Below are 16567 nucleotides of genomic sequence, written 5' to 3'. Positions count from 1 at the left end.
TAAGGATGGCTATTCAGTGCTATTTTGACTGGCAACGTACGCTTTAAGCGTTTCTATCGTTGCACCGCCTTAAGATCTTGACCACAACAGCAGCGTTTCAAGCAGTCCAGCTATCACTGTGTAGGAGTAAAAGTGCTGGATGGAGCCGTAAAAATCCCGAAGCTATCCCCCATGGAAGCACGGATCCACAGGGAAATAATCGGAAAGGTGAAAAGCATAACGTTATCCAGAACGTCAACGGGTAAATATTTCGCGTCAATACTTTGCGAGGATGCTAAAGGTGCACCAGAAAAGCCAGACGTTATAGATGCTGATAAAATTACGGGTTGTGATCTGGGTCTGACGCATTTTCTCATCCGTTCTGATGGCAGGAAGCAGGCCAATCCGCGTTATTTAATCCGCGCTAGCCAGAATCTGCGCAGGAAACAAAAGGCGCTGTCCAGGAAAGTTAAAAGCAGTAAAAATCGGACAAAAGCACGTCTCATCGTCGCCAGATGCCATGAAAAAGTTGGCAACTCGCGGGCAGATTTCCAGCACAAACTATCTCGAGCGCTTATTGACGAAAACCAAGCAGTGATCGTCGAGACATTAAAAACCAGCAACATGCTTAAAAACCAAAGGCTGGCACGACATATCAATGATGCAGGATGGCAGGGTTTTGTCACTAAACTCGAATACAAGGCCATCGATGCGGGTAAACATCTGGTCAAACTTGATCAATGGTATGCCAGTTCGAAAAAGTGCCATCGTTGCGGCCACAAAGAAATCGCTATGCCGTTAGGCAAACGGTTCTGGCAATGCCCAGCGTGCCAAATGGAGCATGACCGCGATATTAACGCTGCGCTGAATATCAAACAACAAGGTTGTATTTGAATTACAGGCGGCGGGTCTCGTCGTTTCTGCCCATGGAGGCCAGCATAAGACTTGTCATGCACAAGCGGCGGCCTTTGAAGTGGGAAGCCTCGCCTAATAAGGCGGGGAGCAGTCACCTCTGCTAAAATAGAGAAAAAATGAGCGAGAAGCCTCGATCACTATCTTGTGAATTATCCTATGCAAACAACGTTTCCAGGCATCACAAGCTTAAGCCGCCAAGCTTTGCTGTTTATTAGCTGTTTAGTTTTATTCGAATTTACCGTTTATATCGGTAACGACATGATACAACCGGGCATGCTGGCAGTAGTAGCCAATTTTAATGCTGATGTTAAATGGGTTCCCACTTCGATGACCGCTTATCTGGCCGGTGGTGCGTTTTTGCAATGGCTGCTGGGTCCACTATCAGATCGCCGAGGCCGACGGCCAGTCATGCTCGCCGGTGTGTTATTTTTTATCGTCACCTGTCTGGCGATACTGCTGGTCACGTCCATCGAGCAATTTATGGTCATGCGTTTTCTACAAGGGATTGGGCTGTGTTTTATTGGTGCTGTAGGCTATGCCACCATTCAAGAATCATTTGAAGAAAAAACCTGTATCAAGATCACCGCTTTGATGGCAAATGCCGCATTGATTGCACCGCTTTTCGGCCCACTGGCTGGCGCAGTGTTAATCCAGCTTATCTCCTGGCACTGGATGTTTGTTATCTTTGCTCGGGCTGCTGCTATCGCTTTCATCGGTCTGTGGTACGCCATGCCAGAAACGGTATCTTTACAGGGTACACCACTTTCTTTTAGCGTTATGTGGCATGATTATAAACAGGTTGTCAGCAACTGCCGCTTTCTCTGTGGAGCCCTCGCCATCGGTTTTGGCAGTTTGCCATTACTAACATGGATTGCCCAATCACCGATTATTTTAATTAAAGATGAGGGACTGACTACCTTCAAATATGGCGTGCTGCAAATCCCCGTGTTTAGTGCACTCATCATGGGTAGTCTAGCACTAACACATTTAGCCGATAAAAAAAGTATTTTCCAACTGCTAACATTCGGGGCATTCCCTATCATTGTAGGGCTGTTATTGGCGGCAACCGCCGTTTTTTATTCTTCTTACACTTATCTGTGGATGACCTTTGGGCTGAGCCTATATGCTTTTGGTGTTGGTTTAACCAACGCTGGCTTGTATCGATTGACCTTATTCTCTAGCAAAGTGAGCAAAGGTACCGTATCCGCTACAGCGGGAATGTTCAGCATGCTGATATTTACCCTAGGGATTGAGTTGTCTAAGCTAGCTTATCAATGGGGTAACGCTGGTGCTTTTAATCTGTTTAATCTATTCAGCGGTTTATGTTGGCTATCGTTGGTCGTGATTTTTAAAAAGTTGAGTTAGCAAAATTCGCCGTAAACCCTCGCTCAATAGGGTGGGGAGCAGTCACATGTAGAGTTTGTTGGTGTCTAGTCGCCACTGCATATTATCATCAAGAAGATCACTGAATAACCGCCCTGTATCAGCATAGTTGTCGCCTGTTAATATTAAGGGGTCGTGTGTGAGTAGAACGGCTAGATCACTCCAGCCGAACTCTCCGCAGAACCGGAGTTGCGGAACTACCGCATCCGGCTCCCGATAGATCAGTGTCCCCACACCTATTTCAACGCTGCACGTAATATTTTAGCGGCAGGGCATGCCGTATTAGCCTGTGGAGAGATGGCAGCTTTAGGCCGCTCGAGGCTTTCGTATGAACGGGGTAGGGATCCTCGCTGAGGATGTCAATAAAAGGTTAAATGGAATGATAGATAGTGTACAGGTAAGAAATAACGCGGATACAAACACATACAGTACGGTTTCACCTTACTTTCAAGCGTTTTCTTCCGCTGATTTGATGGCATTGAGACAAACAATACCGCTTGGAGCAAGTATAGATGCTCAAAAAAATTTTGAAGCGATTAGACAAAAAGCATTATCAAACATACTGTCCAAAGTAAGAGCTGAAAACGATCAAGTTGATTTAAGTGATACGAATTTATCGTGGATGAATCTGAGCGGGATAGATCTAAGTGGGGTAAATTTGAAAAAAGCGAATTTGATTCAGACAAACCTAAGCAACGCGACCCTGAGCAATGCAGACCTGAGAGGGGCATACATGAGTTGGGCGAATCTACAGAATGCAACCCTGAACGATGCAGATATGCGTGAGGTAGACCTGGTCGGTGCAGATATGAGAGAGGCAAAGCTAATTGGGAAGAAGACGAATCTAGAAGGCGCGAATTTGAGCGGTGCAGATTTACGGGGGGCTGAGCTCTGCCACACGATCCTGATAAAGGCGGCGCTGAGTTGGGCAGACCTAAGCTACGCGAAACTAGAGAGGGTAAACCTGAGAGAGGCGAATCTATACCACGCGATCCTGGAAGAGACTAGTCTATACCTCACGAAACTGGAGAATGCGAATTTAGAGAGCGTAAATCTAAAGGATGCAGTCCTGGAAGCGATAGATCTACGTGGTGTGAAACTTAGCGGGGTGAATTTACAGGAGGCGAAGGTCAGCAAGAATCTTTTAACTTATAAAATGCCGACCTACGTAAAAGATTAATTAGTTTTTCTTTAGATGTGAGATTAGCCGTTTACGCTTACGAATTTGAGTGGGGGTTAAGGTGTTACGCTTACCAGCAAAGGGATTTTCACCTTCCTTAAATTGAATGCGGATAGGTGTTCCTATTATTTTTAATGAACGGCGAAAATAATTCATCAAATAGCGTTTATAAGCGTCTGTCAAACTACTCACCTGATTACCATGTATAACTATAATGGGTGGGTTATATCCCCCCGCATGAGCGTATTTTAGTTTGACTCTACGACCTTGGATCCGGGCTGGCGGATGCTCTTCTTCAGCCATTTGCATAATTCGGGTTAGTAACGAAGTATTGACACGTTTAGTAGATGAATCATAAGCTTCACACACTGATTTGAATAGATTGCCTACGCCGCTAACACGTAGCGCAGAGATAAAGTGTATGCGGGCAAAGTCGATAAAATTTAAGCGTAAATCCAGCTCGTTTTTTACTCTCTGGCGATCTTCTGCCTGAATCCCATCCCATTTATTGATGACAATAACTAATGAACGGCCACTGTTTAAGATAAAACCAAGTAATGACAGATCTTGATCAGAAATACCATCCTGGGCATCAATAACGAGCAATACCACATTGGAATCTTCAATCGCTTTCAATGTTTTGATCACTGAAAATTTTTCAACCGTTTGCGTTACTTTTCCACGTTTACGGACACCCGCAGTATCAATCAAAATATATTGGCGTTCATTCCGTGTCATTGGGATATAAATACTGTCGCGGGTCGTACCGGGTAAATCATATACTATCACGCGCTCTTCGCCCAAAATACGATTAGTGAGTGTCGATTTACCTACGTTAGGACGTCCAACAATAGCCAGTTTAATCGGCAAATCTTGTGGATTAAAATTATCCTCTTCAAGTCCCGTTTCATCATTTTTTTCTTCCTGTGTAGCCCAATAAGCAGCATTAAGCTGTTCATCTGTTAATACTACAGGCTCTTTGGCGGGTATAAATGGTGCCATAACTCGCTCGAGTAATTGCGCAACACCACGACCATGAGAAGCAGCAATCGCATAAACCTCACCTAAACCCAATGAATAAAAATCAGCAATAGCACTATCAGAATTGATACCATCTGTTTTATTGACAAGCAAAAAAGTCGATTTTTGTCTATTACGCAAATGTTGAGTAATCTCTTGATCTGCTGGTAACATTCCAGCACGACCATCGACAATAAATAATACGATATCCGCTTCTTCAATCGCCAAGAGTGCTTGGCTCGCCATAAGTGTTTCAACCCCTTGTTCAGTGCCATCAACCCCACCAGTATCGATAACAATAAATTCATGGCTTTCAAACTCAGCACGGCCATACTGACGATCACGTGTTAACCCTGGAAAATCAGAAACTAAAGCACTACGGGTGCGTGTTAGATGGTTAAATAAAGTGGATTTCCCCACGTTTGGGCGTCCAACTAACGCGACAACAGGTATCATTGTTATATCCTTTATTAACTTAATTTTATGTATACCCTTCGCCCTTGAAGCTGTCGCGTTGTTGGCTGCCAGCTCTCGCCCTCATGGTATGTCTACGCTCATCGGTCTCACGCCCTGGCCACCTATAGCCAAAAATCAGTTTAATTTGATTCTGTGTTGTCGTCGCTTGCCGTACTATTTGTACTGTCTGCGCTCCTCCGCCTTGAATCAAATTAAACTGCTTCGGCTATAGCGGCAACTTAAAGAGCTGTGGGTATATTACGGTTTTGCAAGAAGTCTTTTGCCAAAGACGAGTTAAAAATGCTTATTTACGTTATGTAAACTGCATTTTTTAGCTCATTTTTCCATCAATTGAGCCACGCTAAAGAAGATTTCGCATAGGCTCTTAAACGAATTTGGAGAAATATGAACGAGGAAACGTTTTTGCCGTTATATTTCAGTTTTTTGACCACCGATACGTGCAAATGCATAAACTGTGCCGTTTTTAGCTTGGATAATTAACTTATTGTCAGCGATGATGGGTGCGCTAAGAAAACCTGAGCTATCAACTTGCTGCTGTGCTACAAAACGACCGTCACTTTTATTTATCCAGTGCAAATATCCTTTACTATCACCGACCACCAGATAATCGTCACTATAGATTACAGGAGCCGTTAGATTGCGGTGTAATAAGTCGTTTTGACTCCACAGATTGAGCCCCCCTTCTGCTTTCAATGCCACAATGCGGTCATTTTGGTCAACCAAGTAGATACGGCTATTATCAACAATAAAATCATTAACCGAACCTATTTCCTGTTGCCATAAAATCTGACCAGAACGTAAATCCAACGCAGTTAAATTGCTGTTGTAAGCTATAGCATAAACAATGTTGTCAACTACTACAGGGGGAGTATCCACATCGTTCAGACGATCAATTTCACTGGCTCCTGCTACCTTAGCAATGGGCTGTTGCCAAATTAATTGGCCTTGTTTCATCGTAATCGCGCTAATACGACCATTATCACCACCAATAATCGCGGCACCGAATGCCGTACTCGGAGCCGATTCACCACGTAAAGACAACAATGGAATGCCCAGATTCAGCATCCACTTTATTGCACCATTTTCTTCGTCGAGGGCTTGTAACATACCATTACTGGTGTGGATCAGTACCAAACCATCACTTACTACTGGGTGAGATAATGCCTCCCCTGCCACAGGGGTTTCCCACAGGACTCTACCATCGTCAGTATGTAATGCGTAAACTATCGCTTTTTCGCTACCAACATAGAGATTGTTTCCTTTCACCGTTAACCCACCAGATAACATCGCTGATCGGTTTTTCATAGTGAATGTCGTTTTTTCAGATAGATTTTTTTGCCATATTTCTTTACCAGTATCCAAGTTGACCGCTTTAACCAAACCTTTTCTATCAGCAGCAAACAGGGATGATCCCTGCCAAGTAGGGCGTAAATAAGAGTAATAATCATTGGTACCACTGCCTACCGAAACACTCCATATTTTTGTTAGGGTGAATTGATTTGTTATTTTCGGCAATGGTGATATAGCCGCTGTACCTTCATCACGATTAAACAGTGAACAACTACTCAAAAAGACCATTGATAGCAGTCCTGGTAAGAGTATTTTACATAATTGCATGGGAATTCCTCTAGGAGCCTATTCGAAATCTCGGGTACTCGCTGATACTTTACACTACCTGCATAACCTACTGCGTGATGTGAATTTCTGCGTTATAGCCAAATCATTTTAACTTGATTTAAGTGTTGTCGTCGCTTGCCGTACTTATTTGTACGCCTTGAATCAAATTAAACTAAATTCGGCTATACCCGTTGCTCGCCATCCTCATGTGCTTGCATGTTAACGCGCGCCGAGCGCCTTGACTTCACAGCCCCGCTACGGTTTTGCAAGAAGTCTTATAAATTATCTAATTTCAACCGCAGCAATGTCTGTAATGTTTGAGCTGCATTGACTTCAGTAGCTTTAGTGTAAGCGGCTCGAGCGGCGGGGATATCGCCTTTGTTTAAAAATATATCCCCGCGCACATCTTCAGCCATTGCTACCCAAGCCTCACCCTCTACGCTATTAAGCGTTTTCAGTGCTTGGTCTGGTTTTTTCAATTGTAACTGTAGCTTTGCTAAACGTAGATTCGTTAATGATAAAAGATTTGTATCTTTGGTTTTCGTCAAAGCTAGCATAAGTTGCTGCTCTGCTTTATCAAAAATCTTTTGCACAACAAAACGATTGGCTAATTCCAACGCGATAAAAACAGCGTAATTATTATCATTCTCTCGGACAAACTGTTCAGCAACATCATTAGTATTATCGTCAGACTTTGTAACCGCGGCTTTTTTATTATCAGTCAATATTTCACTTACTTGCTGATAAGAAGAAGCCGCATTTTTCATTGCTGTATTTTGATTATTTTGCCAATAGTGCCAGCCAATTAAAACAGTGATGATGAGTAGCACACTCACAACGAGTATCTTGGCATTTTCACTAAAAAAACGCCGCACCGCATCCGCTTGCTCGTTTTCAGTGGTATAGATTTCCACGGTATATTTCTCCTTTAAGCGCGTTTCGAGATCTCTTATGCTCGCTGATACTTTGTCAAAAATAAGCTCAAAATGCTTATTTTTTTCTCGTCTTAGCTTCGTTCAAGAAGATTTGGAACAATCTCTTAGACTTCACACCTCTCGCTACGGTTTTGTAAGAAGTCTTCTGCCAAAAACGAGCTCACAGAAGATTTCAAATAGGCGCTAAGTTAACAATTTTGCGAGACGTACAGCGATATCAGCTTGCTGTACTGTTTCTTGTTCACCTATTGCAAGATTTTTTAGCGTCACTTTTCGAGTTGATAACTCATTACTACCCAATACCAAAGCAAAACGCGCCCCACATTGTTCTGCTCGGGAAAACTGTCTGGCTATTTTACCGCCGCCATGGTGAGTCATTAATTTCAAGCTGGGTATTTTATTACGCAAATCCTCGGCCAATTGCATAGCGGCACTTTGTGTCCCCTCACCTGACGCAATAAGATACACATCAATCATTTTTGCCGCGGTAAAATTGGGATTAATTGCTTGCACCAGAAGAATAAGCCGTTCCAGCCCCATCGAAAAACCTATCCCGGGTGTGGCTTGTCCGCCTAATTGCTCTACCAGTTCATCGTAGCGACCACCCGCACAAATGGTGCCTTGTGCCCCTAAGTTTTTTGTTATCCATTCAAACACGGTGTGATTATAATAATCTAATCCACGTACTAACCGAGGATTAACTTTGTATTTTATATTGGTTTGATCTAAAAATGCGCACAAACCCGCAAAATGCTGTTTTGATTTTTCATCGAGGTATTCAGAAAGCACTGGAGCATCATGAAGTAATTGTTGAATATTGGGATTTTTAGAATCGAGCACCCTTAATGGATTAAAGTACATACGACGTTGACAATCTTCATCCAGCTTATTTTTATGTATTTCTAAAAATGCCACTAGAGCATCACGATATCTGGCTCTTTCTTGCAAAGAGCCTATAGAGTTCAGTTCAAGTTCAACATGATCTGCAATGCCCAATTCACGCCAGCAACGCGCTGTTAGCATGATTAATTCCGCATCTATATCTGGCCCAAACAAACCAAATACTTCAGCACCTAATTGATGGAATTGCCGATAACGCCCTTTTTGGGGGCGTTCGTGACGAAACATCGGACCGATATACCATAAACGTTGTTGCTGATTGTATAGCAGACCATGTTCTATTCCCGCGCGTATACAGCCGGCGGTGCCTTCTGGGCGTAGCGTTAGACTTTCGCCATTACGATCATCAAAGCTGTACATTTCTTTTTCTACCACATCGGTCATTTCACCAATGGCGCGTTTGAATAACTGGCTTTGCTCGACAATCGGTAAACGTATTTCACTGTAACCATAACGACTAAGTACCCGTTTAACTACATCTTCAACATGTTGCCATAATGCTGTTTCTGCCGGTAAGCTGTCGTGCATACCACGAATGGCCTGGATTTTTTTTGCCTTTGTCACATTTTCTCTCTAATCAATCTCTATATATCCTTTGTCTTTGATGTTGGCTGCGGGTGTTCGCCACATCACGTAGTATGTCTACGCTCATCCCGTAACTCAAAATTCATTGGGTATAATCCAACTCGGTATTTTTCTGCGCTCATTTCAGTCAAAGGTGCAAAGTATGCTTTGCGTCTTCTCAACTGTCTCATTATTGATGGATTAAAACATAACGTGACAGGAAAAGTGAAAAAGAGTTTTATGTTAGCTACAGGTTTTCGCGTTGATCAATTTCAATACGATTTTTTTTATCTAATACAGCGGCTTTTGCGCGAATTTTAGCTTCAAGTTGGTCAATTATATTATTATTATCAAGACGTTCTTTAAGACGTACACCATCTTCATAAAAGCCACTTTTATTACTGGCACCGGTAATCCCCATCGTTGAAACCAAGGCTTCACCTGGGCCGTTCACCACACAACCGATAATGGAAATATCCATGGGTGTGATCACATCTTCTAACCGTTGTTCGAGGGCATTCACCGTGTTGATAACATCAAACTCTTGCCTTGAACAAGTTGGGCAGGCAATAAAGTTGATCCCTCGTGAACGAATGCGTAATGATTTGAGAATATCAAAGCCAACTTTGATTTCTTCTATTGGATCGGCAGCCAGCGAGACGCGTATTGTGTCGCCGATACCTTCAGAGAGTAACAAACCTAAACCTATGGCAGACTTCACCGCGCCACTACGCAGCCCACCCGCTTCAGTAATGCCTAAATGCAATGGCTGCTTGATCTTTTTTGCCAATAGACGATAAGAAGTGACGGCTAAAGCAACGTCTGAGGCTTTTACACTGACTTTAAATTGATCGAAATTAAGGCAGTCAAGAATATCCACGTGACGCATGGCTGATTCTACCAGTGCTTCTGCTGTTGGCTCTCCATACTTTTCTTGAATATCTTTTTCTAATGAGCCAGCATTAATACCAATACGAATGGGAATATTTTTATCGCGCGCACAGGCCACTACCTCGCGGATACGATTTTCGTTGCCGATATTACCCGGATTAATACGCAAACAATCAACGCCGTATTCAGCGACTTTTAAAGCGATACGGTAGTCAAAATGGATATCAGCAACCAGCGGCACATTAACCTGCTTTTTTATCAGTTTGAATGCTTCGGCTGCATCCATTGTCGGAACCGAGACACGTACAATATCGGCACCAACACGTTCCAGAGCAAGAATTTGTTCGACGGTAGCTTCAACGTCTGTCGTTTTAGTATTCGTCATGGATTGCACAGCAATCGGTGCACCCTCACCAATAGGAACCTTACCAACGTAAATCCGTTGCGATTTACGGCGTGTAATGGGGCATGGATTCTGCACTTAATTCTCTCCTGTATCTACGCTATAGCCAAAGCAGTTTAATTTGATTCTGTGTTGTCGTCACTTGCCGTACTATTTGTACTGTCTGCGCTCCTCCGCCTTGAATCAAATTAAACTGATTCGGCTATACTGGCAGTGCCCTTCGCCTTTGAAGCCGCTGCGTTGTTGACTGCTCGCACTCACCCTCTGTCATGTACTAGTTGTACACTTCGGGGATGCGATTGATTGTCGCCTTGCCGTAACTCGAAATTCATTGGGTATATAATATCCCATTTGATCATGAAAAATGGCTATTCTTCACCTAGGGTGAAGCGGGCTACTCTATCCGTTTTGATAAATCGAGTTAAATCTACGGGTTTGCCTTGATACACCACCGTAACCGCACTAGGTACGCCAATAATCAGTTTATAAGTTGATTTGCCTGCCACGTTGAGCGTTGCATTTTTTTTTTGCATACCACTAAACAATTTTTTACCACTGCCATCAATAATCTGTAACCAACAATTAGCAGAAAAATTCATTGTTAAGTTATTCGTCGGTGGTAACGTATTATCGAGTGCCGTATCGGTATTGGATAAGGATGCTTGTATTAGTGCATTATCTGTCGATTCTGGATCCAAAGCTTTTGGGATGCTCGGTATCATATCCTGGTTGCTAGCCGTTGAATTATCCGTATTCGTTAAAATAACGGCTGAATTCAAAGCTGACTGAGGAGAGGTGAACTCTTCTTCGTTTGCATTATCAGCAGACCAACGTTTTGCATTTTCTTGTTTATCAGTAAGATTATTGCTCTCGCGCTGAAGTAGCGCAGGCTCCCCTCCCCCTCCTTGCAGCAAAGACGTAGGAGATTGATTGGCCATTTTCGCGATTTCTTCCTGATGAATTTGATAATTTTGCCACCACCAGGCACCCGTTAAACCAAGTACAACCAATATAATTAGCCATGTAAATCCCATTAACCAACCATCACGTTTTTGACGTTTTTGACGTTTTTTCCCAAGAGAGAAATTTTGCATCGATGGGGATCTCATGATCTTTATTGATATGTCTTGTTTGGGGCTCGGCAACAACTCGTCCTCTGGAATATGAACCAGTTTGGCATAAGAACGAATGTAACCTCGTTGAAATGTTGAAGCCAGACTCTCTTGCATTTTGTCTTCTTCAATATCGCGTATGATGCACACTTTCAGACATAGACGTTCTGCGACTGCCTGTTCTGTAAGTCCTAAGGCTTCACGTGCTTGACGTAGGCGTGTACCTGTCGTCTCTGTAACAAATTTATCTTGGCCAGTTTCAGTATTCATGGGCGAGAAAATGCCGGTACTGTTCAGATTGCGGGAAATTTTGCGCTAGCTGTTGCCCATAGCGTTGTACGCTATCTTGACTACCTGCCAACGCGGCGAAACGAATTTGTAACCATAAACTTCTAGCATTTTTGGGTAAAATATCTTGGTATATATTAAGTAATAGCTGCGCTTTCACATAATTTTTTAGCCTAAATTGCCTTTCAGCTTCCGTCAGCAGTACTGCACTTTTATCAGGGTCATATTTCAATGCACGGCTTAACATAATACGAGCTTTATCATTTTGATCAGCTTGTAAAAAACAGTAGCCCGCATTTTCAATACTATTGATGACTTGACCATAATCAGGTAACAATACCGCGGTATTGAATTGTTGCTGCGCGGACATATATTGCCCTAAACTACACAAAAAGGCACCGTAATTATTTAATATAATACCATTGTTTGGAGCCAGTTTCATTGCCTGTTGATAACGTAGTTGTGCAGCGTTGTTTTCACCAATGCGTTGCTCGTAAAGCGCCATGGCTAAATGAGCACGGTAATTTTGTGGATGAGCACGCAACACTTTAATAATGTTTTGCCGAGCGTCATTGAGATCACCCCTCGCCAAATATTCTAAACTGAGCTGCAAACGCGCTTGCCCTGCTGTTACCTGGCTTGTTATCTCGGGCGCTACTGAGCAGCCGGTTAAGATGCTCGTTGTCAAATACATTACCAACAGTAATAGCTTCATGCTTTTTTATCGTCCTTGAAAGCTTATATGACAATTTAAATAACAGTTAGTTATTTAAATGTAAATCCCTAATCCGATTTAAATTATTTTTATGTTGATTGCAATAGCAGCAACCATAGTACTCATGGTAAGTGCATGAGGGTTGCGAGCACCCGCCGCCAACAACACGGTGGGGCTTCAAAGGCGAGGGGGATACAAGCAGTCTAAAGTATCAGTGAGCACAAGAGATTTCGAAGGCGCTTAACTTCATGCACAGAAAAAATTGATAAACAGAGTATAATAGCCTTTCTAAATGTTCTGTTTTATTTTCGATTCTAAGGAGCTTGTATGCCTATCACGGCTAACATTTTACACCGTGACAGTTTTAATTTTTTAAAAAATCAGTTACCTAGCATTTTGTTGCTAGCATTATTGAGTGCATTGATTACCGTCATATTGAATCAGATTTTTCTTCTTGATGCTGAACAGTTAAACAGTTTAGAGATAGCGAGCCGTGATTTGACCTCTTCTTCGGAAATGGGGATTAAAGAAATGGTGCAGCTGATGACACCTGAACAACAGATAATTTTGCTTAAAATATCAGCTGTTGCTACTTTTTCGGCATTGTTAGGGAATGTGTTACTTATCGGTGGTACATTAGCCCTGATCACTTTAGTCTCTCAAGGCAACTACCTCAGCTTATGGCAAGTCATTGGTGTGGCTTTGCCAACATTACCCCGATTGGGTTTGTTGATCTTTGTTTGTACGCTATTGGTTCAATGCGGGTTGGCGCTTTTTATTGTACCCGGTGTCGTTATTGCTTTAGCGGTATCTTTAGCCCCTATCATTATTACTAATGAAAAGATCGGCATTTTTGCAGCAATTAAAGCCAGTGCAACATTAGCTTTCGCCAATATTCGCTTAATAGTACCGGCGATGATATTGTGGTTTAGTGTAAAATTATTAATTATACTTATAATTAGCAAGGTAATTTTATATTTTCCGGTGGTAGCAGATATAATATTAAGCACATTAAATAATGTGGTATCCACGTTGTTGCTTGTTTACCTATTTCGCCTGCATATGCTGCTACATAATCGTTAATTTTAGGGTTATACCCTTCACCTTTGAAGCCGCCAACGCCGCCGTAACTCGAAAGAGGCGAAGGGTATAGAAACAAAATAGGATTGGAGCAGGTTATCATTTATCAGATTACACTATAGACATGGCTTTCTGTCCCCTTTGCAGTTTACGGAGGTGAACGATGTTTTTAATTCGTGAAAAAATTGAAGAAAAACTTAGAAAAGAATTCAAACCCACTCATCTAGAGGTCATTAATGAAAGCTACAATCATAATGTTCCCGCGGGCTATGAAAGTCATTTCAAAGTTGTGATTGTCAGTGAGCAGTTTTCTAACCAGCGCCATTTAAAACGCCATCAGGAAGTCTATAGTTTATTGAAAGACGAGTTTATGGGGGGCGTTCACGCACTTGCCTTACATACTTATACTGCGAAAGAGTGGGAAAATTTGCAAGATACCGTCCTTATCTCACCGCCTTGCCGTGACGCAGGAACCTTTGATTTGAATTAAACATAAAGATACATTTCTTATTAATTAATCAATTTTGTATGATTTCATAAAGATACTGTTTGTATTACAATGCCTGAATTGTTAGTTTTATCTGTAGTGAATGGAGAGAATAGATGTCGAAACAATTTCAGCGGATCTTACAAACCTGTATTTTTTTATTTTTGCTTATTCCAGCAAGTTGGGCGGGTAAGGGTTGGCAACCGTTGACAGAAACCATTCATAAAAGTACAGATGATCCTCGTCAATATCAGGCTGTAAAATTAATTAATGGTATAACCGTATTGTTAATTTCTGATGTGATGGCACCAAAGTCCTTAGCGGCATTGGCACTACCGGTTGGTTTTTTGGAGGATCCTAATACACAATTGGGTTTAGCACATTATGCAGAGCATATGGTTTTACAGGGTTCGCAACGTTTTCCTGAATCGGATGACTTTGCTAACTTTCTGAAAAAACATGGTGGCAGCTATAACGCAAGTACTGCGTCTTACCGTACGGGCTATTATCTTGAAGTTGAAAACGAAGCATTAACACCTGCCGTTGAACGTCTTGCTGATGCAATTGCCGCACCGTTATTCAAGCCTATGAACGCTGATCGAGAACGTCATGCGGTTCATGCAGAGGCGTCAATGGCACGTTCCAGCGATGGTATTCGTATGTGGTTAATAGACGGTGAAACACTTAATCCAGCGCACCCTTTTGCGCGTTTTCCAATCGGCAACTTAGATACCCTACAAGATAAACCAGACAGTAAATTGCAGGATGAGTTAATCAAATTTCATCAACGCTATTATTCAGCAAATATTATGGTTGCGGTACTTTATAGCAATCAATCATTGGCAAAATTAGCAGAATTGGCAGCTAATACCTTCGGAAAAATAAGCAATCGCAATGTGGAAGTTCCCTTGATTACAGTGCCCGTTGCAACTTCTGAACAAACGGGGATTATTATCCATACTGTCCCAGCGCAACCCCGTAAACAGCTAAAAATAGATTTCCGTATTGATAATAATAGTGCGGCTTTCCGCAGTAAAAAAGATGATTATATTAGTTATTTGATCAGTAATACCAGCGACAATACGCTTTCTGACTGGTTACAAAAACAAGGATTAGCCGATGCGATTAAGGCAGAAGCGGATCCAATGAGTGCACGTAACAGCGGGGTATTTACTATTGAGGTTTCCTTAACTGATAAAGGATTAGCACAGCGGGATAAAATTATTGCAGCCATCTTCAACTATTTAAATCTATTACATAAAAATGGCATTAAAAAGAGTTATTTTGATGAAATGGCACGTATGCTGAATTTAGATTTTCGTTACCTCTCCATTACGCGAGACATGAATTATATAGATGAACTGGTCGATATGATGTTGCGTGTACCCGTCACTCACGTGTTAGACGCACCCTATTTAGCCGATCGATTCGGATCCTGAAGCCATCACAGCAAGACTCGCGGAAATGACGCCTGAAAAAGCCCGCATTTGGTTTATCAGCCCTGAAAAGCCTCATAATAAAGTGGCGTATTTTCTCAATGCCCCTTATCAGGTTGATAAAATTAGTACTCAGCAGCTCACTAACTGGAAGCAATTGGCTAACGATCTTACTTTCTCATTACCCACATTAAACCCCTATATTGCCAATGATTTTTCTTTAATTGAAAATAAAAAATCAGGCATTGTACATCCACACAAGATCCTTGATGAACCCGGATTGCGGGTGTTCCACATGCCGAGTCAATACTTTGCCAATGAACCCAAAGCTGACATCTCTATCGCTTTTCGTTTTGAAGCCGCCCAAAATTCGGCACGCCATCAAGTACTCTTTGCCCTAACCCATTATTTGGCAAATCGCTCTCTTAATCAGCTTCGTACTCAAGCAGATGTTGGTGGGATACAATTTTCGATTGGATCGAACCAGGGGTTGTATATTAATGCCCATGGTTTCACGCAGCGACTGCCTAATTTACTGCTCACATTATTAAAACAATACTCTGCTTTTACACCGACGAAAGAGCAGCTAGAGCAAGCCAAATCCTATTATCGTGAACAATTAGAGATTAATGAAAAAAGACGGGCGTTTGAACTCGCAATTTATCCCGTTAAGATGTTATCTCAGGTTCCTTATACCGAACGGGCTGAGCGGCAAAAAACGCTTGATCATATTAGCGTGCAAGATATTGTCAATTATCGGAATGATTTACTACAACGGGCGGCGGTTGAAATATTAGCTATAGGTAATATATTGCCTCAACAAGTCAATGTATTAGCGCAATCACTTAAAAAACAACTCGCGTTGGCGGAAGAAGCGGATCATTATGAAAATGATTTTAATCGCCATCGTTTTGCCTTTGATCATCGTCACAATATGATTGAACAAGTGAAAAAGCTTAATCAAAAATCATTAGTCAATTATTTTCAGCAGGCGGTGATAAAACCTCAAGGATTAGCCTTACTTTCTCAGGTTAAAAGCCAGGAACCAGCGTTATTGAAAAATGGTGATTATGCAACGATGACGGAATGGATCACCTATCCCACTATTTCAGCTCTGCAAGCTACTATGCCCAGAGTTACACCGCCCGCGGGATCCCCTCAAACCAGCCATTAAGAATACCAACA

General features: G+C 42.2%; 12 protein-coding genes and 3 pseudogenes. 7 read left to right on the top strand and 8 right to left on the bottom strand.

All coding sequences use genetic code 11. From position 1 onward, the window contains the following. Positions 1–99 precede the first annotated feature (99 nt). The 4 genes and pseudogenes from REG_RS05940 to REG_RS05930 form a co-directional block, all read left to right on the top strand. Positions 100–970, top strand: a pseudogene (locus REG_RS05940) (RNA-guided endonuclease TnpB family protein); the annotation flags it as partial. A gap of 80 nt (positions 971–1050) precedes the next feature. After that, on the top strand, positions 1051–2259 hold the full coding sequence (locus REG_RS05935) for an MFS transporter (protein WP_039907746.1): 1209 nt from the start codon (positions 1051–1053) through the stop codon (positions 2257–2259). Positions 2260–2520: 261 nt separating this feature from the next. Beyond that, positions 2521–2631, top strand: a pseudogene (locus tag REG_RS14650) (hypothetical protein); the annotation flags it as partial. Beyond that, complete coding sequence (locus tag REG_RS05930) at positions 2606–3457, top strand: pentapeptide repeat-containing protein (protein ID WP_006704830.1); 852 nt, start codon at positions 2606–2608, stop codon at positions 3455–3457. The pseudogene REG_RS14650 and the gene REG_RS05930, both read left to right, overlap by 26 nt. Here the strand turns inward: REG_RS05930 and der are convergent, their stop codons facing one another. From der to pilW, 8 genes are all read right to left on the bottom strand, one after another. After that, positions 3458–4933, bottom strand: a complete 1476-nt coding sequence (gene der, locus REG_RS05925; protein WP_006704829.1) for a ribosome biogenesis GTPase Der — start codon at positions 4931–4933, stop codon at positions 3458–3460. A 25-nt stretch (positions 4934–4958) separates the two neighbouring features. Beyond that, a complete protein-coding gene (locus tag REG_RS12170) occupies positions 4959–5144 on the bottom strand; it encodes a hypothetical protein (protein WP_006704828.1) in 186 nt (61 codons plus the stop codon). A gap of 218 nt (positions 5145–5362) precedes the next feature. Continuing rightward, positions 5363–6571 (bottom strand): outer membrane protein assembly factor BamB, encoded by a 1209-nt coding sequence (gene bamB, locus REG_RS05920; RefSeq protein WP_006704827.1) that lies wholly within the window; start codon positions 6569–6571, stop codon positions 5363–5365. 275 nt (positions 6572–6846) lie between these two features. Beyond that, positions 6847–7485, bottom strand: coding sequence for a YfgM family protein (locus REG_RS05915; RefSeq protein ID WP_006704826.1), 639 nt, complete (start codon positions 7483–7485; stop codon positions 6847–6849). A 204-nt stretch (positions 7486–7689) separates the two neighbouring features. Then, the gene (hisS, locus tag REG_RS05910; RefSeq protein ID WP_006704825.1) at positions 7690–8970 is read right to left on the bottom strand and encodes a histidine--tRNA ligase; all 1281 of its coding nucleotides are present in this window, start codon (positions 8968–8970) and stop codon (positions 7690–7692) included. A gap of 247 nt (positions 8971–9217) precedes the next feature. Continuing rightward, positions 9218–10342 carry a flavodoxin-dependent (E)-4-hydroxy-3-methylbut-2-enyl-diphosphate synthase gene (ispG, locus tag REG_RS05905; protein ID WP_006704824.1) on the bottom strand — a complete coding sequence of 375 codons (1125 nt, stop codon included), beginning with the start codon at positions 10340–10342 and terminating at the stop codon, positions 9218–9220. Between the two features lie 290 nt (positions 10343–10632). Then, positions 10633–11646: a cytoskeleton protein RodZ gene (gene rodZ / locus REG_RS05900; RefSeq protein WP_006704823.1), complete on the bottom strand. Its 1014-nt coding sequence runs from the start codon at positions 11644–11646 to the stop codon at positions 10633–10635. After that, complete coding sequence (gene pilW / locus REG_RS05895; RefSeq protein ID WP_006704822.1) at positions 11636–12379, bottom strand: type IV pilus biogenesis/stability protein PilW; 744 nt, start codon at positions 12377–12379, stop codon at positions 11636–11638. Before pilW ends, rodZ begins: the two co-directional genes overlap by 11 nt. Positions 12380–12706: 327 nt before the next feature. Here pilW and REG_RS05890 point away from each other — a divergent pair, with 327 nt between their 5' ends. From REG_RS05890 to ptrA, 3 genes and pseudogenes are all read left to right on the top strand, one after another. Then, the gene (locus REG_RS05890; RefSeq protein WP_006704821.1) at positions 12707–13462 is read left to right on the top strand and encodes a YciC family protein; all 756 of its coding nucleotides are present in this window, start codon (positions 12707–12709) and stop codon (positions 13460–13462) included. A 160-nt stretch (positions 13463–13622) separates the two neighbouring features. Further along, on the top strand, positions 13623–13949 hold the full coding sequence (bolA, locus tag REG_RS05885; protein ID WP_006704820.1) for a transcriptional regulator BolA: 327 nt from the start codon (positions 13623–13625) through the stop codon (positions 13947–13949). 113 nt (positions 13950–14062) lie between these two features. After that, positions 14063–16556, top strand: a pseudogene (ptrA, locus tag REG_RS05880) (pitrilysin). Positions 16557–16567: the final 11 nt, after the last annotated feature.

Origin of the sequence: Candidatus Regiella insecticola LSR1, assembly GCF_000143625.1 — a bacterium.
GTDB classification, from domain to species: domain Bacteria; phylum Pseudomonadota; class Gammaproteobacteria; order Enterobacterales; family Enterobacteriaceae; genus Regiella; species Regiella insecticola.
The sequence above is the reverse complement of the archived record's forward strand: the minus strand, read 5'-3'. Positions and strand labels throughout refer to the sequence as shown.

Bases quoted from the DNA above. Each gene is read 5' to 3' on its own strand.
- pilW (WP_006704822.1), bottom strand. From the start codon at position 12,379: ATGAAGCTATTACTGTTGGTAATGTATTTGACAACGAGCATCTTAACC.
- bamB (WP_006704827.1), bottom strand. From the start codon at position 6,571: ATGCAATTATGTAAAATACTCTTACCAGGACTGCTATCAATGGTCTTT.
- der (WP_006704829.1), bottom strand. From the start codon at position 4,933: ATGATACCTGTTGTCGCGTTAGTTGGACGCCCAAACGTGGGGAAATCC.
- bolA (WP_006704820.1), top strand. From the start codon at position 13,623: ATGTTTTTAATTCGTGAAAAAATTGAAGAAAAACTTAGAAAAGAATTC.
- REG_RS05890 (WP_006704821.1), top strand. From the start codon at position 12,707: ATGCCTATCACGGCTAACATTTTACACCGTGACAGTTTTAATTTTTTA.
- REG_RS05930 (WP_006704830.1), top strand. From the start codon at position 2,606: ATGAACGGGGTAGGGATCCTCGCTGAGGATGTCAATAAAAGGTTAAAT.
- rodZ (WP_006704823.1), bottom strand. From the start codon at position 11,646: ATGAATACTGAAACTGGCCAAGATAAATTTGTTACAGAGACGACAGGT.
- REG_RS05935 (WP_039907746.1), top strand. From the start codon at position 1,051: ATGCAAACAACGTTTCCAGGCATCACAAGCTTAAGCCGCCAAGCTTTG.